The following is a 21,332-nucleotide window of genomic DNA, read 5'->3' as shown; positions in this document are numbered from 1 at the left end:
CTTTCCGGTGGTTTTTTGCATGGTTGTTCACTTGGCCCTGTATGGGCTTCCATACTTTCCCATATGAAATGGACGATATGGCGGCATCCAGGGGGAACTTTGAGGAAGGTACCACGGATCCGGCCTTGAACGGGGAGGGGGCCCGGTCGTTTTTTTCTGGTCTCTTTGGGAAAAAACAGGTATAGGTTTAGTTTTAACCAAAATTATCCATTCGGAGGAAAGGACAATGAAAAGAGTAGGAATGGTCGGCTGGCGGGGCATGGTGGGATCCGTGCTCATGGAAAGAATGATGGCGGAAAATGATTTTGAAAAATTTACCCCGGTATTCTTTACCACCTCCCAGGCCGGCCAGAAGGCACCCGATGTGGGCAAGGAGGTGCCTGCCCTCATTGATGCCCATGATATCGATACCCTCATGGAAATGGATATCGTGATCTCCTGCCAGGGCGGTTCCTATACCGAGGCGGTCCGGCCCCAGCTTGAAGAACGGGACTGGAATGGGTATTGGATCGACGCCGCCTCCACCCTGAGAATGGATGACCAGAGCATCATTGTTCTGGACCCGGTGAACCTGTCGGTGATCGAGGAGGGCCTGGCCCGGGGAATCAAAAACTATATCGGCGGAAACTGCACGGTATCACTGATGCTCATGGCTCTGGGCGGCCTTTTTGAAAATGATATGGTGGAATGGCTGACCTCCATGACCTACCAGGCTGCATCCGGGGCCGGCGCCAAAAATATGGAAGAACTGGTGGCCCAGATGAGATACATCGGCGACCAGGCCGCCCCCATCCTGGACAATCCGGCCTCGGCCATCCTGGAACTGGACCGCAATGTCACTGAATCCGTCCGTTCCGGCGGATTTCCCGTGGATAACTGGGCCGTGCCCCTGGGCGCCAGCCTTATCCCCTGGATCGACAGGGCCATGGACAACGGCCAGACCCGGGAAGAGTGGAAAGGTTTTGTGGAAACCAATAAGATTCTGGGCCGGTCGGACAACCCCGTCCCCATCGACGGCCAGTGCGTCCGCATCGGATCCATGCGCTGCCATTCACAGGCCTTCACCATTAAACTGAAACAGGACATTCCCCTGGAGGATATCAACCAGGCCCTGGCCGCCAATAACGGCTGGGTGAAGGTGGTTCCCAATACCAAGGAAGAAACCATTGCCGAACTGACGCCTGCCCGGGTCACCGGCACCCTCACCGTGCCCGTGGGCCGGGTACGGAAGATGACCCTGGGCGAAGACTACCTGACGGCATTTTCCGTGGGCGACCAGCTGCTCTGGGGCGCGGCCGAGCCCCTGCGCCGGATTTTGAATATTATTCTGTAAAAAAAGGCGCCAGGGCGGCGGATGCCGCTGCGCCATTTAAATGAAACCCCGGCTGCCTGAAAGGGCGGCCGGGGTTTTGCTGTTAAAATGGGGGCCATCCGTTCTATTGGAATTTCGGGAGCAGTCTTCCCAGGGTGCCGTCGGCCGTCATTTGCGCCAGCCCCCTGTTAAATGCCTTTAAAAAGTAACCTGTTTTTTTTATTTTTGTCGAGATGCATACAAAGATATCCTTGGGCTCCAGAATGGTGGGCAGAAATTCCACTTCGGAGGCCCGGTCCGGCATATGCTTTTTGAGCAGGTGAAATCCCACGTATTTATCGGCCACCATCAGGTTTACCCTTCCCGCAAGCAGCAGTTTGAGATTGCTCAAGTCGTCTTTCACCCCGTGTTTGTCCAGGAAATCTGCGGCATCGAATTCACTGGCATTGACATAGCCCTTGACGATGCCGATGCGATATTTCTTCAGCTCTTCCAGGCGGGTGTAGCGGATCCCGGCGGTTTTCAGGCTGAAAAATCCCACCGGGCCGGCGGGGATGGGGGCCGAGAATTCGGCATAGTCTTTGATGCGTGGGGCATAGTATTCAGGAAAATAGCCGTCCACCCGTCCTTTTTTGGCCAGGCCCACCACCCTGGACCATTGGTGAAATTCAATTTTCACATCCACACCGCTCCGCTGAAACGCCTGGCGGATAATCACGGCCAGAAATCCCTGGTCTTTCATCTGCCGGCCGATATAGGGCTCCCAGTCCAGGGTGGCCAGCACAAGCCGGTTCCCAGCTCTTGTCGCGGCGGGTAAAAGCAACATCAGCCAGATCGTCGAAAGGGTGATTATTTTCAGTCTGGATGAATGCATAATATGTATTATAGCGTATCGGAGGATGAAAACAAGGGGACTGCCTGTTCGGCGGCAGTGCCTCCCCTCTGTCCAAAAAATACTTTGGGACGGGCCGGTTTTATGATAAGCCTTTGGAATATTCAACCAAAATCGAGCCTGTGCCTATGCCTGAGACACCGCACAAACCAATGCTTGAATCTTCACCCGTGGTACGGTTTCATATTCGGAATGCCCTGGGCATTCTCATCATTTTATTGGGCTTGATTTCCGGAACACTGGGGGCCATGGCCCTTAATTTCAAGAAACAGGGCGTTCATGAGCAGGCGGATCTGGAGCGCGATTTTGGGCAGATGGCAGCGTCGCTGGATCGGATGCTGGCCCAGGTAACCTCGGCTCTGGACGCCATGAAATCCGTGGCCGAAGCTGATTTGGCCGCCACCCGAGGCCAAACCGCATTTGCCATGCCGCCGGTGGCGGACCTGTTCAGACAGGCCGGAGGCTATTTCCACCTGGACGCCCTGGCTGAAGAGCCGGCACCTTACGGCAACCTCACCGGGCTGGGCACCTATGCTGTAAAACCCAGGGATGAACTCCGGGAGATCCGGGCGGTTCTGAGGCTGGGCCCCCTCATGGCCTCGGTGCAAAAAAATATCAAAACCAGTGCCTGGGTCTATTATTTCAGTGCCCGTTCCTTTATTCATCTTTACCCCTGGGTGTCTTCGGCCCAGTGGCGGTTTACGCCGGACTCCTATGAAAAAGATTTTTACCAATTGGCCCTTCCAGGGGCCAATCCGGGCAAGGTGGCCTATTGGACCCCGGTGTATACCGATGAGGTGGGCAAGGGGCTGATGAGCACCTGCGGGATTCCCCTGTATGAGGGGGAGCGGTTCATGGGTACGGTGGCCGTTGACCTGACCGTGGATTTCCTCAACGGGATTGTGGCGGGGTTCCGGCCAGAGTCCGGGAAATTCTTTCTGGTCAATTCCCAGTCCCAGGTGGTGGCCCACCCTATACTCGCCTCTTCTTCGGATCCGGCAGTGGGGTCCTTGTCCGGTGTACTGCCCGGCGGGCTTACCATGGGGGTTGCGGAACTGGCCCGTATCCCCGGGGGCAAAATACATGACCGCCAGGGGTACCGGATCCTGCGGGCAGATCTTGGCAATGCCCCCTGGCAGGCCGTATACCTGGAAAAGATCCCTCCGGTGTATGCCCGGCTCATGGACCGTATCGGGCCCGAACCCCTGGTGTTGTTCCTGGTGCTTTTTGTATTGATACTGGTTGTGCTGGTTTCCGGCCATATCCTTCTTGCCCGGCCGGCCGATCAGTTTGTGGAGTATATTTACAGGCTCTCCAGGGGGCGGTTCGGCCGCCGGCCCGGGCCATTGCCGGCCATGTGGAAACCTTGGTTCACCGCTGTTGAAGAAATTTTTATAGAAAACAAGACGCTTACCGATCAGATCAGGGACGCCAATGAAGCGCTGGAAGAGCGGGTTGCAAGGCGCACCGAGGAACTGACCCGCAGCGAAGGGCAGAACCGCCGGCTCAAGGATTTGTATAAACAATTGTCCGATGCCTCGTTCGAGGCCATTTTCCTGTCCAGGGAGGGGATCTGCATCGGCCAGAACCGGACCGCGGAAACCATGTTCGGATATTCTCAGGAAGAGGCGCTGGGCAGGCTGGGCACTGAATGGATCGCTCCGGATTTCAGGGCCCTGGTGGGCGAAAAAATGAAACAGGGCAGTATTGTGCCTTACGAAGCCGTGGCCCTGCGCAGGGACGGCAGCACCTTCCCCTGTGAAATCCAGGCCCGGATGACCGGGGAGGGCCATGACCGGATCCGGGTGACGGCCCTGAGGGATATCACGGTCAGAAAACAGGCTGAAGAGGAAAAACTTGACGCCCAGGCCTTTGCGGCGGACCAGTCCAAATACGCCCTGGTGGGCCAGGTGGCAGGGAAAATGGCCCATGACTTCAATAATATCCTGGGGGTTATCATGGGCAATGCCGAACTGGCCCTGGCAGACTGCAAAGAGCGGGGGACCGCCGACGCCCTTGGCCTGATCCTGGGCCAGACCATGCGGGGGAAAAATATGACCCGGAACCTGGTGGCCTTTGCCAGGGATCAGGAGCCCAAGCAGAAGCTGTTCAGCCTGAATAAAAAAATCAGCCTGGCCATTGATCTGCTTAAAAAAGACCTGTCAGGCATCAGGGTGGTGAAAGCCTTCGGCGAGAATCTGCCCGGCCTCATTGCCGATCCCGGGATGATTGAACACATGCTGGTCAATCTGCTTATCAATGCCGCCCATGCCCTGGCCCGGCAGAGGGAGCCCGAGATCGTGATCACCACCTTTATCCGGGAGAATAACCTGGGATTTACCATCCGGGACAACGGTTGCGGTATTCCGGAAGACTGCCTGGACAAGATCTTCGATCCCTCCTTTACCCTCAAGGGCGGGAGGGATGTTCTGGGGCAGTACCCCGACAGCATCCGGGGGACTGGGTACGGCATGGCCAATGTTAAAAAATATTTGGACCAGCACAGAGGACGAATCCGGGTGGAGAGCGTCCAGAACGAGGGGGCCTGCTTCACGGTTGAACTGCCCCTGGTGGATGTCCAATTGACCCCGGAGGAAAAAGAGCAGGTGGCCGCCTGGGAGGTGTCACCGGGGAGCCGTATCCTTCTGGTGGAGGACGAGGCCGCCATTTCACGGATCCAGTCCGCAGCCCTGGCCCTCCCGCCCTGCCGGCACCTGGTGGACATTGCCGAAAACGGGGAACAGGCCCTGGCTCTTTTTTCGCCGGGGGCCTATGACCTGGTGAGCCTGGATTATGTCCTTCCCGGTGAATACAACGGTATTGACATCTATCACCATATCCGTAAGCAGGACAGGGATATCCCCATTCTTTTTGTTTCCGGCAATATTGAGTTTCTGGAGTCCATCAAGCACCTCAGATCAGAGGACCGCCGGGTGGACCACCTGTCAAAACCCTGCCTGAACAATACCTATATCCGGGCGGTTCAGGAGCTGCTGGCGGCCCGGTAATTACCGGCCGGTTCTTTTCAGGGCAGGCGGACGCTCAAACATAGTCCCAATGGCGTATTCTCTGCAAGGATCTGTCCGTTGCACCGGCCGGCCTGTTTTTTTGCAATGGTCAGCCCAAGACCGGAGCCGGGGGCACTCTGGCCGCCCAGCCGGAAAAATGGCTCAAAAAGGTTTTCCAGCTGCCCGGGGGAAAGGGGCGGTGCCGGATTGGTGACGGAAAATTCAATTCCTTGTTTACCCTTCCTGCGGGCGGCGATGTGGAGGGTGCTGCCCGGGGGGGAGTACTTTACGGCATTGTCCAGCAGGTTGGAGAGTATTGATTTGAGTGCGGCCCTGTCCTGGCAGACCATGAGGGGGCCGCTGATATCCAGGTCAATTGCCAGGTCACTCTGGCGGAGCAGGGACTGGTAATGCCCCAACTCCGTTTCCAGGAACCGGGCAAAGCTGAAGGACTCCCTGGAAAGGGCGGATTCCTGGTAATTCATTTTGGAGAGGGAGAGCATGTGTTCGACCAGGGTGTCCAGGTCGTTGATATCCCCGTCCATGTTTTTGATGTGCCGCTGGATGTAGGCTTTCGTCTCCTTGTTTCCCTCCCCGCCGTCCGGCGGTTCCTGTTCCAGCCTGTCCAGTATGAGTTCCTTTGAGACCCGGATACGGGCAAGGGGGGACCGCAGCTCGTGGGAGACATTGGCGGTGAGTTCCTTGGCATTGTGAATGAGTTTTTCCAGCCGGTCGGCCATGAGGTTAAAGGAATCCCCCAGTTTGGCAATTTCATCCTGGCCGCTGATATCTGTCCGAATGGAAAGGTTGCCGTTGGCAAATTCAATGGCGGACTGGTTCAGAAGATTGATGCGCCGGGTGATAAATGAGGCCATGGGGACGACCAGAAGCGCGGCCACACATCCGATGACCAGCAGACCGGCCAGAAACAGTCCCTCGGGATGGTTGGGGTCTCTGGTGTCGATGAATAAATGGAGGTGGAGGGGGGCCCCGCCGGAGTTGATGGGGATGGTGGCATAGTATTTGATCCAGCGGAGCACATAATGATAGAGGGTGATTCCCCTGTCATGGTGTACCTGCCGGTGGCCGGACCGGGGCATGTTCACCGGCCCCTCAAAGGTTTTAAAGAGAACCGTTTCAGCGGGATTCGTGATCCACAGCTGGATTCCAAAAAGGCTGGCGTAGGTATTGAGCAGCTTGACCAGCTCCGGATTTTCAGCCGGCGGGAGGCCGGGGTGCAGGTCAACGGTTTCCTGGACCATGACCTGGAAGACCTTGAGCTTTGAAAAAGTCTGGGCGTCCAGGTATGATTTATAGGACCGGCCCGCCGTACACATGAACAGGGCCAGGATCATGGTGATGGTCACCGTGAGTATCCCGATGCATGAAATCAGGATCTTGATATAGAGGCGTTTGATTTTCACAGTGCGGCATGGCTCCCGGGCCCGGTGCGCGGCCCTGTGTCCAATCCAGTTTTCAATCCAGGTTTACAAACATGTATCCGGTGCCCCATACCGTTTTGATCCGGGTGGGAGACGAGGGCTTTTTTTCGATTTTGGCCCTCAGTTTTGAAATATGGATATCCACACTTCTGTCAAAGGCCATGAAATCCTTGCCCTGGGCCAGGCTCATGATCTGGTCCCGGCTCAGCACCGTATTGGGGCTTTTCATGAGGACCTCAAGGATATTGAATTCAGTGGTGGACAATTCCACGGGCCGTCCATTGATGGTCAGCATCCGTGCGGCCCGGTTCAGGGCCATTTCCCCGGCCCGGATCACATCCTGTTCCCCGGCCGGTGCGGCGCTGTCCCGGCGCCTGAGTATGGCCCGGATCCGGGCCAGAAGTTCCCTGGGATTGAAGGGCTTGGGCAGGTAATCGTCCGCCCCCAGTTCCAACCCCACAATCCGGTCTGTGTCGTCTCCCCTGGCCGTGAGCATGATCACCGGCGTGGAAAAACCGGTGCGTATATCCTTGAGGACCTCCAGGCCGTCCTTTCCCGGCAGCATGATATCCAGAATAATGAGATCCGGTTCTGTCTCCTGGATCTTCTTGGCGGCATGGGTGCCTTCGGTCAGGGCGGCAACCTTAAATCCGTTTTCCTGAAAATATTCGGTGAGCAGGTCGATGAGTTTGGTATCATCGTCTATGAGCAATAAGGTTTGAGTCATGATTCATTCTTTCCTTTCCCGTTCTTATTACTATTGATTTACAAAGATTTACAAGCCAGTAAACAAATTTTTACATTTGTTCTGTAAGGTGTTTTTACGGATGAGATGTTTTGCAGGGGGTATGGAAACATGTGGCGACCATGGCCCTATGCCCGCAAACATGAAAAGGGGAGGGGGACGCTTCCCTGTTATCGCTTCTCGACCTGTTTGTTTTCCTCCCCTTTTCATTCACCTTAAGGCCGCAGATTATGAAAAATTCATTTGTATCAGGTATCGTTCCCATGTTTTTGTCCGGTATGGCCGCTGCGGAAGGCAAATGCCGGCGCCATGCCCCGGGGGGCGGGGGGCTTCCTGCACCGAAACGACTGCTGGTCGCCTGTGCCGGGGCAAGCCAGGCATTGACCGCAACTGCCGGGCTCATGGTTTCAGAGCTGGGAGAGGAAAAGGCCAGGATAACGGTGGCCGACATATCAGCTTCAGGATTCCCTTTCAAGACATTGGCGGGGTATGACGGGGTGATCATGGGCATAGATCCGGATGGCTCAGGGCATTTTAAGGCCGCCCTTTCCTTTATCCGTGCCCACCGGGCGCCCCTTGCCCATATGCCCCTGGCCCTGTTTTCCCTTCAGCCGCCGTCCCGTTTCTCCGATGAGGTTGTCTCTTCGCTGTTGTCCCTTGTCAGCCCGCTGGATTTCCGGAATTTTAACGGGGGTGCCGGTGATGCTGCCCAGACGGTTTCGGACTGGGTCCGGCATTCGGTCTGGCCGCTAATGGAAACCCGTTGGCTGGCAGATATGGTTTTTCCGGTGCCGGACCTCAGCCCCTGCACCGCTTGATAAAGGTGTCAAAAAGCGGGGCCATGGCCGGGCTGCCCAGCATCATCAGTTCAGGGTGCCACTGAATCAGGTCGATGGGCAGTCGGGTATGTTCGGCCGCCTCCACCACCCCGTCAGGCGCCCTGGCCGTAATGACCAGGTCCCTGCCCGGCTCTTTTATGGACTGGTGGTGCCTTGAATTAACCTCAATCTGTTTCCCGAATAACCGGTGGAGACGGGAGCCGGGTTCAATATCAATGGCGTGGTCTGTGCCGGTATGGATGCCCTCCTGGGTATGTCTGAGTACCGGGGTGTGAAACTGGGAAGGAATATCCTGGTAAAGGCTGCCGCCCAGGGCCACATTGATTACCTGGGCCCCCCGGCAGATCCCCAGTACCGGGACTTCCATATCCAGGGCCAGCCTGAATGCCGCCAGCTGGAATTCATCCAGATCCCGGTCCACCCGTCCCAGGCCGGGAAGGGGGGCTTCGTTGAAATAATCCGGATCCAGGTCATACCCCCCTGGAAATAGAAATCCCCTTGCCTGTTCCGCCATTCGGGGCAGCAGGGAAGCGTCTTTGACAATGGGCAGGATAAAAGGAATTCCGCCGGCCTGTTCAACGGCATCGACATAGGATGTGGGAATATTTACCGCCGGCATATTAAACCGGTTTTCATCTGTGTGGGCCACAATGGCAATCAAAGGGCGCATGATAAACCTCTCTGGAGAAACAGTCATACAACCGGAAGGTTATATCAGCCTTTGAAAGAGGGGACAAGGGTACGGATCACGCCAAACAGGGTGTCCCATACAAAGGGTTTTGCAAGGACGGCGTCAAAGGGGGCGTCTCCTGCCAGCCATGGGGTGCCGGACATGGCCACCACGGGCAGGCCGTTGCCTTTGAGCCGCCTGGTCCTTTCCAGTACCTGGGTCCCTGAAATTCCGGGCATTTTCAGATCGGTGATGACCATATGATATGAATGGTCCCTTAGTTTTTCCAGGCCCTGTTCCCCGTCCACGGCCGTGTGGACCTCTATCCCCTTCCCGGCCATGATTCCGGCCATGACTTCCAGGATGCCGGCCTCGTCATCAATGACCAATATGGTTAGGGGATCGGGCATGAAGTATCCTTTAGTTTTTCCCTGGGGGAATGTACCCGTGTTCTATGGCATACCGGACCATCTCTGCCAGGCTGCTGTGGCCCAGTTTGCTCCGGATATTGGACCGGTGTTTGTTCACTGTCCATTGGGAAATATTATAGGCTTCCCCGATCTGCTTGCTGGTTTTGCCCTCTGCAATCAGGGTCAGGATCTGTTTCTCCCTCAGTGTGAGGACAGACTGGGCAGGGGAGGGTGTCCCTGCCGGGGATCCCGCATAAAATCCGCATGTGACGTCAGAATGGTATGCTTCCCCGCGGATGATGGCGTCCAGGGCTTCAACGAGCTGCTTGCTGGATTCGGTTTTGCTGATGGAGGCAAAGGCCCCCATATCAATGGCCCTCTGCTGGTTGGCGGCATTTAAAAATCCGCTGAAGGCAACGGTTTTGGTTTGGGGGTAAAGGGTGTGGAGTTCTAAAATGGTGTCGTAGCCGTCCATTTTCGGCATTTCCAGGTCGATGATGGCAATGTCCGGCACTGAACTGGCCATGAGTTCCAGCAATTCGATGCCGTTATTGGCCTCGCCGGAAATCTTAATTTTGTCATTATTTCTGAACGTGTTTTTAACGGCCTGTCTGATTAAAGGATGATCATCTGCAATGACAACGGCTATTGTTTCCATATTCCTCTGAAGATATCTGTCAAATCAAGCTTGAAACGGTTTAAACTCCGTACCCCCTAAGAACCTCCGATCCTGGTGGAAAGAACTTATCAGACAATAAATCGCACGGCATGAAAAATTTCACAATAACTATAAATGTGTATTTTTCCGGATGGCCGGGCCGATTCCGGCGTTGGACAGGGATATGGGCCGGTTGACAAATCTTTAATCTGAATCATGTTTGGGGATATGAGAAAATACGAATGCACTAGTATAAGGACTTAGGAGCCGGCATGGAAAATCGGGTATTGGAGCTTTTGGCACCCGCAAAAAATCTGGAACTGGGCAGGGCCGCCGTGGACCACGGGGCAGATGCCGTTTATATCGGGGCGGACCGGTTCGGGGCGCGGGCATCCGCCGGGAACAGCCTTAAGGATATTGAAGCCCTGTGCACCCATGCCCACCGGTTCCGGGCCAGGGTGTATGTGGCCCTGAACACCCTGGTTTTTGATGATGAGCTTGAGGCGGCAGCCGGACTTGTCCGACGGGTATGGAACGCCGGTGCCGACGCTTTGATTGTCCAGGACATGGGGCTGCTGGAGATGGACCTGCCGCCTATCCCGCTTTTTGCCAGCACCCAGGCGGACAACCGCACTCCGGAAAAGGTGAAATTTTTAGAAGATAGCGGATTTGAACGGGTGATCCTTACCCGGGAGCTGGGACTGGATGCCATAACCGAGATACGGAAACAGACCAAGGTCGCCCTGGAAACCTTTGTCCACGGTGCGCTTTGTGTCTCTTATTCGGGGCAGTGCTATATGAGTGCGGCCATCGGCGGCCGAAGCGCCAACCGGGGGGCCTGCGGACAGCCCTGCCGCCTGCCATGGAATCTGGTGTCGGAAAGCGGGCAGGTGGTTGAAAAGAACCGCTATCTGCTTTCCCTCAAGGATATGAACCGGGCGGACCACCTGGCGGCCCTGGCCCATGCCGGGATTTCCTCATTCAAAATAGAGGGGCGGCTCAAGGACCTGTCCTATGTGAAGAATATCACCGGATTTTACCGGCAGCGGCTGGACAAGCTGCTGGAGGGGGAAACCCAATATAAGAGGGCCTCCTCGGGGCGAACCCGATACTTTTTTACCCCGGATCCGGCCAAGACCTTTAACCGGGGCCAGACCGATTATTTTCTGTCCGGGGACCGCACCCCCATCCATTCTTTTGATACCCCCAAATCCATGGGGGAGAGGATGGGCAAGGTAAAAGAGTGCACCCCGAACTGGATTAAACTGGACAGGGCACACGATTTGAGAAACGGGGACGGGATATGTTTCCTGGACGGCCGGCGAAAACTCTCCGGGTTTTATATCAACCGGCTGGAAAAGGACGGCCGGATTTTCCTGCCCTCCGGGCCGGGCCGGCAGAAAAATGTCCCGTCCAGGGGCACCTGGATTTACCGGAACCATGACCAGGCCTTTGCCAATGCCATGGCCGGCAAGACGGCGGAACGGAAAATCGGTGTGGATTTTATTTTTTCCGAATGCCCTTCAGGTTTTTTTCTGGAAGCTGTGGATGAGGACGGGACCCGGGCCCGGGCTGCGCTTGAAATTTCCAAAGAGGCGGCAAAGAATCCGGACCGTGCGGTGGAGATCATTGAAAAACAACTGGGGAAACTGGGCAATACCCTCTTTTACCTGAGGGGCCTGGACATCCGGTCCGCCCCGTATTTTCTTCCGGCAAAGGCCCTGAACGGGTTGAGACGGGATGTGGTCTCTGCTCTGGAAAAGGCCCGCCTGGAGCGATACCGGCAAAAAAAGGCCAAAGACCGCCCCTCACCGGTTCCCTGTTATAAGGTGGATTTGGATTTTAGGGCCAATGTGGCCAACGGCCTTGCCCGGCGGTTTTATGAAAAACGGGGGGCAAGGATCCTTGAACCGGCCTTTGAACTCTCGCCGCCGGACAGTGAAGTCCCGGTCATGGCCACAAAACATTGTATCCGTTACAGCCTGGGCCGCTGCCCTAAACAAAAGGGGAGCGGAGAAAAAAAGGCTGGGCCCCTGTACCTGGAAAATGAAAAGGGGCGGTTCCGACTGGTTTTCAATTGCCGGGCCTGTGAAATGGAGATCCGGACAATACAGGATTAGCCTGTGGTCCGGCCGGGGCCGGAAGCGCCAAGGCGGCTGGCCACTCCCTGTGCAATACTGCCGGCGATCAGCGCCAGAGGTTGTGGAAGTGGTGGACCGGGCCGTGGCCGCGGCCGGTTTCGTAACCGGCGCCGGCGGCGAGGGCACCGGTAATGTATACTTTCGCTGTTTTGACGGCGGTGTGAAGGTCCAGTCCCTTGGCCAGGCCGGCGGCAATGGCGGAGGAGAGGGTGCAGCCCGTGCCGTGGGAGTTTTGGGTGTTTACCCGGTCCTGGGGGAATTCAACCGTTTTCCCCCCGGTTTCATAGAGCAGGTCGTGGCTGGTGCTGCCGGTCAGGTGGCCCCCCTTGACCAGGACGCTGGCCGCGCCCAGGGCGGCAAGGTCCCGGGCGGCGCCGGCCATGTCGCCGGCGGTTTGGATGTCCCGGCCCAGGAGCACCGATGCTTCGGGCAGGTTGGGGGTGATAAGGGTGGCCATGGGGAGCAGGCGTTCCCTCAGGGCGGAAACGGCATCGTCCCTGAGCAGTTTGTCACCGCTTTTTGAGATCATCACAGGGTCCACCACGATATTGGGGCAATTCCATTGTTCCAGCTTTGCGGCGACGGTTTCGATAACCTCCGGTGAGTGGAGCATGCCGATTTTTACGGCATGGGTACCGATGTCCTCCATCACCGCATCAATCTGCTGACCGATGAACTCCGGCGGGGCCGGGAAGATGCCGGTGACCACCCGGGTATTCTGGGCCGTCAGGGCCGTGATGGCGGACATGCCGAAGACTCCCAGGGCGGAAAATGTTTTCAGGTCTGCCTGGATGCCGGCGCCGCCGCCGGAGTCGGATCCTGCAATGGTCAGGGCGCGGAAGTATTCTTTCATTATCTTGTCTCCTCAATGGCTGTATTGAATTCATTGTTCAGGTCCCGGGCGGCTTCAAAGGGGTCTTCGGCCGCACAGATGGCCGATACCACGGCAATGGAATGGGCCCCGGCCCGGACGACTTCACCGGTATTCCCCGGGTTCAGTCCGCCGATGGCCACCAGGGGGTGGCGGGAAAAGGTCCTGATCCGGGCAAGTCCCGAAAGCCCCCAGGGTGATTTGGTGTCGGTTTTGGTGGGGGTGGCAAACACCGGACTGACGCCGATATAGGCCAGGTCAAGATTCTGGGCGGCCTCCACATCTTCCCAGGTCTCCACGGAAAGCCCGATGATGCTGTCATTCCCCAAAAGTGCCCTGGCCTTTTCATAGGGCATGTCGCTCTGGCCGATGTGGACCCCGTCGGCCCCGGCGGCCAGGGCGATATCAATCCTGTCGTTGATGACCAGGGGGATGCCGGTGCCCGAAAGCAGGGCTTTCAATGCCAGGGCCCGCTCCAGGAAGGCCCTGGTATCCGCTGTTTTTTCCCTGAGCTGGACGCAGCAGACCCCGGCCCGGACCGCCCGGGCCACCACGGTGTTCAGGTCGTGGTGGGGGCAGTCCCCGGTGACCAGGTAGATTCCTTCCATGGCGCCTCTCCCTTTACCTTAACCGGTCCCGGATATCCTGTTCGCATATCCGGTAAAGGGCGTCGATGAAGTGGAGCTGCAGGGTCCCCGGGCCGTCCGCCTTTTCTGCGGCCATTTCCCCGGCAATGCCCATGACGGCCATGGCATGGGCCGCAGCCTTTTCAAAGTTTTTATTCACGTCGGCAAACGCCCCGCAGACCGCCGTGGCCGTACAGCCCAGCCCGGTGACCCGGGGCATCATTTCATGGCCGTTTTTCACCTCAATGGTTGCTGAACCGTTCAGGATAAAATCCACCTCGCCGGTGATGCAGACAACGGCGTTGAATTCCCTATTCAGGTGCCGGGCCGATTCAAGGGCCTGGTTGGATGCCGAGGTGGAATCCACCCCCTTGGTGCTGATGCCGGCCTGGCTGAGGGCCATGATCTCGGAGCCGTTCCCCCGGATGATTTCGGGAGCGGCCTCCTGGACAAGATTCCGTGCCGTGGCGGTTCTGAAGGGGGTGGCGCCGACGCCCACCGGATCCAGGACAATGGGAATCCCTTTTTGCTTTGCGGCCCTGGCCGCCTTGAACATGGCGTCGATCCACTTGGGGCTCAGGGTGCCGATGTTGATGACCAGGGCCGAGGCGAGACTGACCATGTCTGCCACCTCTTCTTCGGCATGGGCCATGACCGGGGACGCCCCCAGGGCCAGGAGGGCATTGGCCGTATTGTTCATGACCACGAAGTTGGTGATATTGTGTACCAGTGGGCTGTTCTGCCGGACGGCATCCAGGTCCTGGCAGATTTCTGCGGCATTGATTCGCATGGCGGGACTCCTATTTCCATCTGTGGATGAGGGCGGCCCCATCCACTTTATTGTTGATTAATCCGTATTCAAGGGCAAAGTCGGCAAAGGACTGCCAGCGTTCCGGGTCATGGGCGGCGCCGGGGGCAGCAAAATAGGGTGCGGTCAGGGCAAAGGCCTGGGTTTCAATTTCCCTGTCCGCCTCGGGCACAGCGCCAAGATAGGTCTCCAATGATTGTTCCGGATGTTTTTCCAGTTGAACCATGGCCCTGTGGATGGCTTTGACAAAAGCGTGAACGGCGGCCGGCTTGGTGTCAAGGGTCTTGGCACCGGCCACGAATATGAGTTCTTCATAGTCGGGCATGCCGTATTTTTCCAGCTCAAAGAACCGGGCCTTCACCCCGTGTCTTTTCATGCCCACGGTTTCGTAGGTCTTGAAGGGCCCCATGACCGCATCCACTTTTTTGGATGCCAGGGCGGGCAGGATGGTGAATCCCACATTCACCGGGGTGTAGTCCTCCAGGCCGTTGATGTCCGAAAAGGCCTTGAGCAGGACATCCATGAGTCCGGGAACGGTATATCCGATTTTTTTGCCCGACAGGTCCTTAGGGGTTTTGATGGATTCATCGATGTACAGCAGGGTGGTCAGGGGATGGACCACCAGCGGAGCCACGGCCTTGATTTCAAGTCCCTGGCCCGCCGCGATGATGGTCTGGGGCTGGTAGGAAACGGCCAGATCCACATTGCCCGAGGCCGCCAGTTTCAGGGCGTCGGAGGTTTCCGACGGGGTGATGATCTCAACCTCAATACCCTGGTCGGCAAAAAATCCCTTTTCCCGGGCCAGGTAGATGGGCAGATGGTCCACGTTGGGAAACCAGTCCAGCATGAGGGTCAGTTTTTCCCCGGCCATACCGTGCCCGGGTATGAGGAAGATGATCGCCATAAGCAGTAAAATCAGACGTTTTTTCATAAATTTATCCTTTCCATTTAACAATTTTTTTTTCGATGATACCCACCAGAGTCCAGAGGCCCAGCCCCATCAGGGTCAGCCAGAGGATGGCGGCAAAAACAAGGCCGGTCTGGAGCCGGGCGTTGGACTGGATCATGAGATACCCCAGGCCCTGCTGGGCCCCCACCCATTCTCCGATCACGGCCCCGATGGTGGCCACGGTCACGCCGACCTTCAGTCCTGCGAAAAACTGGGGCAGGGCCCAGGGCCAGTACAGCAGGCGCAGTTTCTGGATGAAGGTGGCGCCCATGAGGCTGAAAAGCACCCGGTATTCGGGATCGCAGCTTTTCAGGCCCGAGAGCAGGCTGATGCAGATGGGAAAGAAGATGATGATCCAGGCCATAAAGACCTTGGAGGCCATGCCGTAGCCCAGCCAGACCACCAGCAGGGGGGCCAGGGCGAACACCGGTACGGCCTGGGAGGCCACCAGAAACGGGGCCAGACCGCGCTCCAGGCCGGGGTGGGCGAACATGAGAATGGCCAGGGGAACAGCCGTAACAAGGGCCAGGCCGATGCCCAAAAGGATCTCCGCCAGGGTGGTGAGGGCATGGGGGGCGATCAGGCCCGCCTTTGACAGGGCGATTTTTAAAATCTGGGAGGGCAGGGGCAGGATGAATACCGGCACATCCATGAGGCGGACGCCGGTTTCCCAGAGTCCCAGAAGTCCCAGGACTAAAACCAGGCCCAGCAGATTAGACCGCTTCACGGCGGATATCCCCCTGGAGGCGGTCCAGCACACGGGCCTTGATGTTCAAAAGTTCAGGGTGCTTGAAATCCCTGGGCTTGGCCTGCCCGGGGGTGAACCTGTCGGCCACGGCCATGGGCCGGTGTCCCAGCAGAAGGATCTCGTCACCCAGCAGAAGGGCCTCTTCAATATCGTGGGTGATCATGAGAATGGTCTTATTGAATTCCGACTGCAGCATGAGCAGCAGCTTTTGAAGCTCCCGGCGGGTGATGGCGTCCAGGGCGGAGAGGGGTTCGTCCAAAAGGATCAGCTCACGGTCAAACATCAGGGTCCGCACCAGGGCACAGCGCTGGCGCATGCCCCCGGATACCTGGTCCGGGTAGTGTCCCCCAAAGCCCTTCAACCCCAGTTTTTCAAAGAGGGTTGCCGCCTCTTCCCGGCCGTCATTTCTTTTGGATTTACCGGTCCGTACCGGCAGCAGGCTGTTTTCCATCAGGGTCAGCCAGGGCAGCAGGAGATCTTTTTGCTGCATGTATGCGGCATGGTCACGGAGATTGGCCAGGGGGTTCCCCTTCCAGGATATCTTACCCCGGTTCAGTGCCGTCACCCCGGTGAGCCCGTCAAGCAGCGTGGATTTCCCGCATCCCGACGGCCCTACCAGGACCGTAAACCGGCCCGGCTCGATTTTCAGATCGAAATCCGAGAATACAATGTGTTGGCCAAAGGCTTTTGCCGCACCGCGAATCTCAAGCATAGCCGCTTTTTCCGATGTCGATTTTTTTGCGTTAAGCTTCTAATGGCGGGTTGGGGGAGGGGAAAGGGCTTTCCTTCGCCGGTATAACCCGGATCAGGTTCCAGGGGTCGAAACAGGGAATCTCTGTCTCCTCTCAGCCGAATGCCTTCGGCTCCCCCAGCCTTCCATTGATGCTGTATTTGCCGGAGAAAATACCATGTTCCCCGGGAGAATGTCAAACTGAACCGGAATCAGATGCCAAACCTTGGGGTGAATAAGATCATGACTCAAGACCCGGCAGCGTTACCACCCTGTTTTTTCCCTGGTGCTTGGCCCGGTAAAGGGCGGTGTCCGCCCGGCGGATCAGTGCCTGGGCATTCTCGGTCTTATCCAGCTGTGCCAGTCCGATGCTTACCGTGGCATTGACATTTGCCCCTCCAGGCTTGAAGACAATGCAGGAAAAGGCGGTTCTGATCCGTTCGGCAACACCCCGGGCATCCGTTTCCCCGGTAAATGGCAGGACCACGGCAAATTCCTCCCCTCCGTACCGGCAGGGGCAGTCCTTTTTTCTGACATGCCTGAACATCACATCGGCCAGGGCCGTGAGCACCTTGTCTCCTTCGGGATGGCCGTAGGTGTCGTTGAAATGCTTGAAATTATCCACATCCAGCATGATCAGGGACAGTGGCGCCCGGCTGTCCCGGGCCAGGCGGATATCCCTGTCCAGGGTTTCCATGAGAAACCGGCGGTTATACAGGCCGGTCATGCCGTCGGTGATGGCCTCATGCCGGAACCGCTCTTGTCTTTTTTCCAGGTCTTTTTTTTCATTCTGGAGGAGCCGTATCCGGTCTGCCAGGGCCAGGGATAACAGGATGGCCTCCACCCCGGCGCCGGCGGCAAAGGTATAAACGGTGACAGGGGTCCTGGGGATGAGGATGCCCCCCATGGAGTAGAGTACGATGCCGGTGACAAGGACGGACCAGGCGGCAAGGAAATATTTGGCAGGGGCGAATTTTTTCTGCCACACCCGTAACGCGGCTAAAATGGCCATGGGCGGGCATACCATTCCCAGCAGGGCGTTCAATCTGTGGGCAATATAGGTGAAGCCCGCAAATGCCGACAGGGCAGCCAGGAGGCTGCTGCCGACCATGACAAGGATGATTTTGTCAAATACAGGGGCATGGGTTTTGGTATTTAAAAAGAGGCGGCTGAATGCCCCGGCGAAAAACCAGGTGATGCCCGAGGCGGCAAAAAAAAGTATCCGCATCTGATCCGGGTCGGGATCAAACACCATTTCGAAATGGCCGTAAAGCATGGTGAGGTAGCAGAACATGCTGGAAATATAAAGGACATAAAGCAGATAGGTCGTATCCCTGAGAAAAAGATAAATTGACAGATTGTACAATATCATTCCCAGAAGAATGCCGAACAATATGCCGAAGCCATAAAGGTCGGGTATAATCCCATTAATGTATCCCTCGGCAGACATGATCCTCAGCGGAAAGTTGATGGACATGTCGCTTTTTACTTTGAGGTAAAAATAGGACGGCCCGTGCCATTGGGGCGGCAGGGCCACCACCGACATTCTGGAAGGGATCTGGTTTTCCGGGGGAGGGCGCCAGGTGCCGAATTGGATTTTTTCATATCGGATTCCGCCGTCTGGCGAGGCCAGGGGAACAAAAAGGTCCAGGGCGCCGATGCCCTGCTTTCCCACTTTTAACAACCATTTTTCCCCGGGAGAGCCGGCTGGGACGAGGTTGAACCTGAACCAGAAGGCGGACCGTGATCTGCCGATGGAGATCACATTGTTGGGATTGGGCTGGAAGGGCAGATGGCTGTTTTTTCTGATATCTTCTAGGGTCAGGGTGTCACCGGGATCCTCAAGGATTTCCACCAGGGGGGCCAGTTCATAGGCCGGGGTGTTATCCCCGAGATAAAGGGGGGGCATGCCAAAGGCCCTTCCTGATGAAAATACCAGGAGCCAGACCAGCGCCGCCATTTGATATATGCCTTTTTTTGTCCGGATCAATATTTTACCTTGGGCCTTTGACGGCTGAAGGGATGAGTCGTGCGCCGGCCTGCATTCCTTCGGGGAAGATGGGTTGTTCTTGCATGGCATGCCTCTATATTTATACCTGTTCCGGTGCATGGGGCACTTAACAATCGTGGCCTGGGAATCGGCAGAAATCAGTATACATAGGGGGGATGTGGTTTTCAACCCGATGGGAAAAAATCGCATCAGTAAAACCCTTTGGGAAAATGAATGAAAACCGGCCTTTGCTCCGTCGCTTTGAAGGCATTGGCCGCGCTAAGGCCATTTAATGGTGATCATGGTGAGATTCATGGCGTCCGAGGTTTCCATATCAATTTGGGCGTCATGGATCTCTGCGATCATTTTGGCAGAATAGGTGCCCAGCCCCGTGCCTTTTTCCTTGTCGGAAGTGACGAATTTTTCAAAAAACCGATCCCGGACAGGGGGGGGGACCACGCCCCTGTTTTCAACGGTGATAACCGTAGCCGGCCTGCTTTCAAGGGTGATGGTGACGATTTCATTTTCAGGTGAGGCGGACATGGCGTTATGCACCAGGTTGCTCATCATGGAGTAGAAGAGCAATTCCTCACAGGTCAGTTCAAAACGGTCTCCGGGCAGGCGGCCCCTGTTGTTGATCCGCAGGTTAATGGCCAGGGATTTTCGGGCCGCCAGGTCGTTTACCCCTATGAATATCCGGTCCAGTACCGGGATGATATCCGTGGGACGGGTCACCAGATCATAGGAATTGTTTTCCATTTTATAGAGGTTCATGGAGCGGTTGATCATGTTCAGCATGGTATCGCAGGCTTTTAGCTGGTTTTCGATCATTTCCGTCATTTCACCCCTGGCAGTACCCATGTCCAGGCTGAAAAGGAGCATGTCCGCCGTACCCATGACGACCTGGAGGGGGTTTTTCAAATCATGGCGGGTCACATGTTCCACCTGTTCCCTGAGCATGATGTTTTCTTTTAGAATGGCATTCTGCCGTTTAAGCCCTTTCCGGGCTTCTGCAAGCTCCAGATGGGTTTTCACCCGTGCGCGGATCACGCTGAAATTGAAGGGTTTGGTGATATAATCCACACCGCCCAGTTCAAATCCCCGGGTTTCTTCCTCCGCTTCGGTGAGGCTGGTGACAAAGAGCAGCGGGATCTCCCTTGTCCGTTCATCGGCTTTGAGCAACCGGCAGACCTCGTAGCCGTCCATCCCGGGCATGAGGATGTCCAACAGGATCAGGTCCGGCGGCGTTTCTTTTATATCTTCAAGCGCGCTTGGGCCGTCCAGTGCCACCCGTACCCGGTAGCTGTCGCCCAGGCAGGCCATGAGGATATCGATTTCCGATTCAATGTCGTCCACGATCATGATGGCATATGGGGATTTCTCATTCATTTTTTTCCTCTATTTTAGGAGGGTCTGGCGCTCCTCATCATGCTCCGCAAATTCCAGGGCGGTGCGCCTGAATTCTTCGGATACCGATTTGAATTCATCCACAATCCGGGGGTCGAACCGGGTGCCCCGGCCTTCCATTATCATGGCAACCGCCTTGGAATGGGGCAGGGGGGACTTGTATACCCGTTTGCTGACCAGGGCGTCATAGACATCCACAATGGCCATGAGCCGCCCTTCGAGGGGAATCTCTTCCCCGGCCAGGCCCTGGGGGTAGCCTGATCCGTCCCATTTTTCATGGTGGGTAAAGGCCATCCTTCGGGCACATTTTAAAAAAGAGTCATCTCCCAGTTTTTTTTCCGAGGCAATGACAGCATCCCGGCCGTATATCGTATGTTTTTTGATCTGTTCATATTCCTCATCCGTGAGTTCGGCCGGCTTGAGCAGGATATGGTCCGGCACCCCCACCTTGCCGATATCGTGGAGGGGAGCGGATTTGATCATGAGATTTATGGTGGCATCATCTAAACGGTCTGCAAATTCAGGCACCTTCATGAGGCGGCCGGCCAGGCACCTGAGGTAGTGCTGGGTCCGCTTGATATGGCCGCCGGTTTCAGGGTCCCTGAATTCTGCCAGGGTGCCCAGGCTTTCGATGGTCACATCCTGGGTCAGGATCAGTTCCCGGGTCCGCTCGGCCACCAGTTCCTCAAGGTGGTCCCTGTGGCGCTTGAGTTCCAGGTGGTTGTTGACCCTGGCCTTTACCAGTTCCCTGCTGAATGGCTTGGTGATATAATCCACCGCCCCCAGGGCCAGCCCCCGGGCCTCGTCGCTTTCCTCGGAGAGGGAGGTGAGGAAAACCACCGGGATATCGCGGGTCTGCCGATCGGCCTTGAGCCGCCGGCAGACCTCATATCCGTCCATATCCGGCATCATAATATCCAGCAGGATGAGGTCCGGCATCATACTGGCAACGTCCTCCAGGGCGGAACGGCCGTTCATGGCCACGCTGACCCGGTAGTCTTCCCCCAGCATTTCAATGAGGATATCAATATTGGATTCCACATCGTCCACAACCAGTATACGCATATTTGACAGATCCGACATGGG

Annotated in this window: 19 protein-coding genes and 1 riboswitch; of the genes, 4 read left to right on the top strand and 15 right to left on the bottom strand. The window is 56.6% G+C overall.

Annotated elements, in window-relative coordinates:
- The first annotated feature begins 226 nt into the window (after positions 1–226).
- The gene (gene asd / locus HUN04_11030) at positions 227–1,333 is read left to right on the top strand and encodes an aspartate-semialdehyde dehydrogenase (GenBank protein WDP90206.1); all 1,107 of its coding nucleotides are present in this window, start codon (positions 227–229) and stop codon (positions 1,331–1,333) included.
- Positions 1,334–1,436: 103 nt separating this feature from the next.
- Here the strand turns inward: asd and HUN04_11025 are convergent, their stop codons facing one another.
- Positions 1,437–2,138, bottom strand: a complete 702-nt coding sequence (locus HUN04_11025) for a transporter substrate-binding domain-containing protein (GenBank protein ID WDP90205.1) — start codon at positions 2,136–2,138, stop codon at positions 1,437–1,439.
- A gap of 218 nt (positions 2,139–2,356) precedes the next feature.
- On the opposite strand from HUN04_11025, the gene HUN04_11020 reads away from it, so the two are divergent.
- Entirely contained in the window at positions 2,357–5,212 is a 2,856-nt protein-coding gene (locus HUN04_11020) for a PAS domain S-box protein (protein WDP90204.1), read from the top strand.
- A gap of 17 nt (positions 5,213–5,229) precedes the next feature.
- Here the strand turns inward: HUN04_11020 and HUN04_11015 are convergent, their stop codons facing one another.
- Both HUN04_11015 and HUN04_11010 read right to left on the bottom strand, forming a co-directional pair.
- A complete protein-coding gene (locus HUN04_11015; GenBank protein ID WDP90203.1) occupies positions 5,230–6,636 on the bottom strand; it encodes a HAMP domain-containing histidine kinase in 1,407 nt (468 codons plus the stop codon).
- Positions 6,637–6,688: 52 nt separating this feature from the next.
- Complete coding sequence (locus HUN04_11010; GenBank protein WDP90202.1) at positions 6,689–7,381, bottom strand: response regulator; 693 nt, start codon at positions 7,379–7,381, stop codon at positions 6,689–6,691.
- 248 nt (positions 7,382–7,629) lie between these two features.
- On the opposite strand from HUN04_11010, the gene HUN04_11005 reads away from it, so the two are divergent.
- Positions 7,630–8,217: a hypothetical protein gene (locus HUN04_11005; GenBank protein ID WDP90201.1), complete on the top strand. Its 588-nt coding sequence runs from the start codon at positions 7,630–7,632 to the stop codon at positions 8,215–8,217.
- On the opposite strand, the gene HUN04_11000 is transcribed toward HUN04_11005, so the two are convergent.
- From HUN04_11000 to HUN04_10990, 3 genes are read right to left on the bottom strand one after another with little or no spacing between them, the layout of a single operon-like run.
- Positions 8,198–8,908, bottom strand: a complete 711-nt coding sequence (locus HUN04_11000) for a gamma-glutamyl-gamma-aminobutyrate hydrolase family protein (protein ID WDP90200.1) — start codon at positions 8,906–8,908, stop codon at positions 8,198–8,200. The two genes, HUN04_11005 and HUN04_11000, sit on opposite strands and share 20 nt — an antisense overlap.
- 44 nt (positions 8,909–8,952) lie before the next feature.
- Positions 8,953–9,318 (bottom strand): response regulator, encoded by a 366-nt coding sequence (locus HUN04_10995; protein WDP90199.1) that lies wholly within the window; start codon positions 9,316–9,318, stop codon positions 8,953–8,955.
- A 10-nt stretch (positions 9,319–9,328) separates the two neighbouring features.
- Entirely contained in the window at positions 9,329–9,976 is a 648-nt protein-coding gene (locus HUN04_10990) for a response regulator transcription factor (GenBank protein ID WDP90198.1), read from the bottom strand.
- A gap of 272 nt (positions 9,977–10,248) precedes the next feature.
- Here HUN04_10990 and HUN04_10985 point away from each other — a divergent pair, with 272 nt between their 5' ends.
- On the top strand, positions 10,249–12,096 hold the full coding sequence (locus HUN04_10985) for a U32 family peptidase (GenBank protein ID WDP90197.1): 1,848 nt from the start codon (positions 10,249–10,251) through the stop codon (positions 12,094–12,096).
- 67 nt (positions 12,097–12,163) lie between these two features.
- On the opposite strand, the gene thiD is transcribed toward HUN04_10985, so the two are convergent.
- The 9 genes from thiD to HUN04_10940 form a co-directional block, all read right to left on the bottom strand.
- On the bottom strand, positions 12,164–12,970 hold the full coding sequence (gene thiD / locus HUN04_10980) for a bifunctional hydroxymethylpyrimidine kinase/phosphomethylpyrimidine kinase (protein ID WDP90196.1): 807 nt from the start codon (positions 12,968–12,970) through the stop codon (positions 12,164–12,166).
- Positions 12,970–13,596, bottom strand: a complete 627-nt coding sequence (gene thiE, locus HUN04_10975; GenBank protein WDP90195.1) for a thiamine phosphate synthase — start codon at positions 13,594–13,596, stop codon at positions 12,970–12,972. Before thiE ends, thiD begins: the two co-directional genes overlap by 1 nt.
- A 13-nt stretch (positions 13,597–13,609) precedes the next feature.
- A complete protein-coding gene (gene thiM, locus HUN04_10970; GenBank protein WDP90194.1) occupies positions 13,610–14,404 on the bottom strand; it encodes a hydroxyethylthiazole kinase in 795 nt (264 codons plus the stop codon).
- Between the two features lie 10 nt (positions 14,405–14,414).
- Entirely contained in the window at positions 14,415–15,353 is a 939-nt protein-coding gene (locus tag HUN04_10965; GenBank protein ID WDP90193.1) for an ABC transporter substrate-binding protein, read from the bottom strand.
- Positions 15,354–15,357: 4 nt separating this feature from the next.
- Positions 15,358–16,023, bottom strand: coding sequence for an ABC transporter permease (locus HUN04_10960; GenBank protein ID WDP93252.1), 666 nt, complete (start codon positions 16,021–16,023; stop codon positions 15,358–15,360).
- A 61-nt stretch (positions 16,024–16,084) separates the two neighbouring features.
- Positions 16,085–16,831 carry an ABC transporter ATP-binding protein gene (locus HUN04_10955; protein WDP90192.1) on the bottom strand — a complete coding sequence of 249 codons (747 nt, stop codon included), beginning with the start codon at positions 16,829–16,831 and terminating at the stop codon, positions 16,085–16,087.
- 53 nt (positions 16,832–16,884) lie between these two features.
- A riboswitch (TPP riboswitch) is annotated at positions 16,885–16,999 on the bottom strand.
- Between the two features lie 91 nt (positions 17,000–17,090).
- Complete coding sequence (locus HUN04_10950; GenBank protein WDP90191.1) at positions 17,091–18,809, bottom strand: GGDEF domain-containing protein; 1,719 nt, start codon at positions 18,807–18,809, stop codon at positions 17,091–17,093.
- 309 nt (positions 18,810–19,118) lie between these two features.
- The gene (locus tag HUN04_10945; GenBank protein WDP90190.1) at positions 19,119–20,228 is read right to left on the bottom strand and encodes a hybrid sensor histidine kinase/response regulator; all 1,110 of its coding nucleotides are present in this window, start codon (positions 20,226–20,228) and stop codon (positions 19,119–19,121) included.
- 9 nt (positions 20,229–20,237) lie between these two features.
- Positions 20,238–21,329 (bottom strand): response regulator, encoded by a 1,092-nt coding sequence (locus HUN04_10940; protein WDP90189.1) that lies wholly within the window; start codon positions 21,327–21,329, stop codon positions 20,238–20,240.
- Between the last annotated feature and the right edge of the window lie 3 nt (positions 21,330–21,332).

The sequence above is a fragment of the Desulfobacter sp. genome, from assembly GCA_028768525.1.
In the GTDB taxonomy this organism is placed as follows: domain Bacteria; phylum Desulfobacterota; class Desulfobacteria; order Desulfobacterales; family Desulfobacteraceae; genus Desulfobacter.
This window is presented reverse-complemented; position numbering and strand designations above follow the sequence as displayed.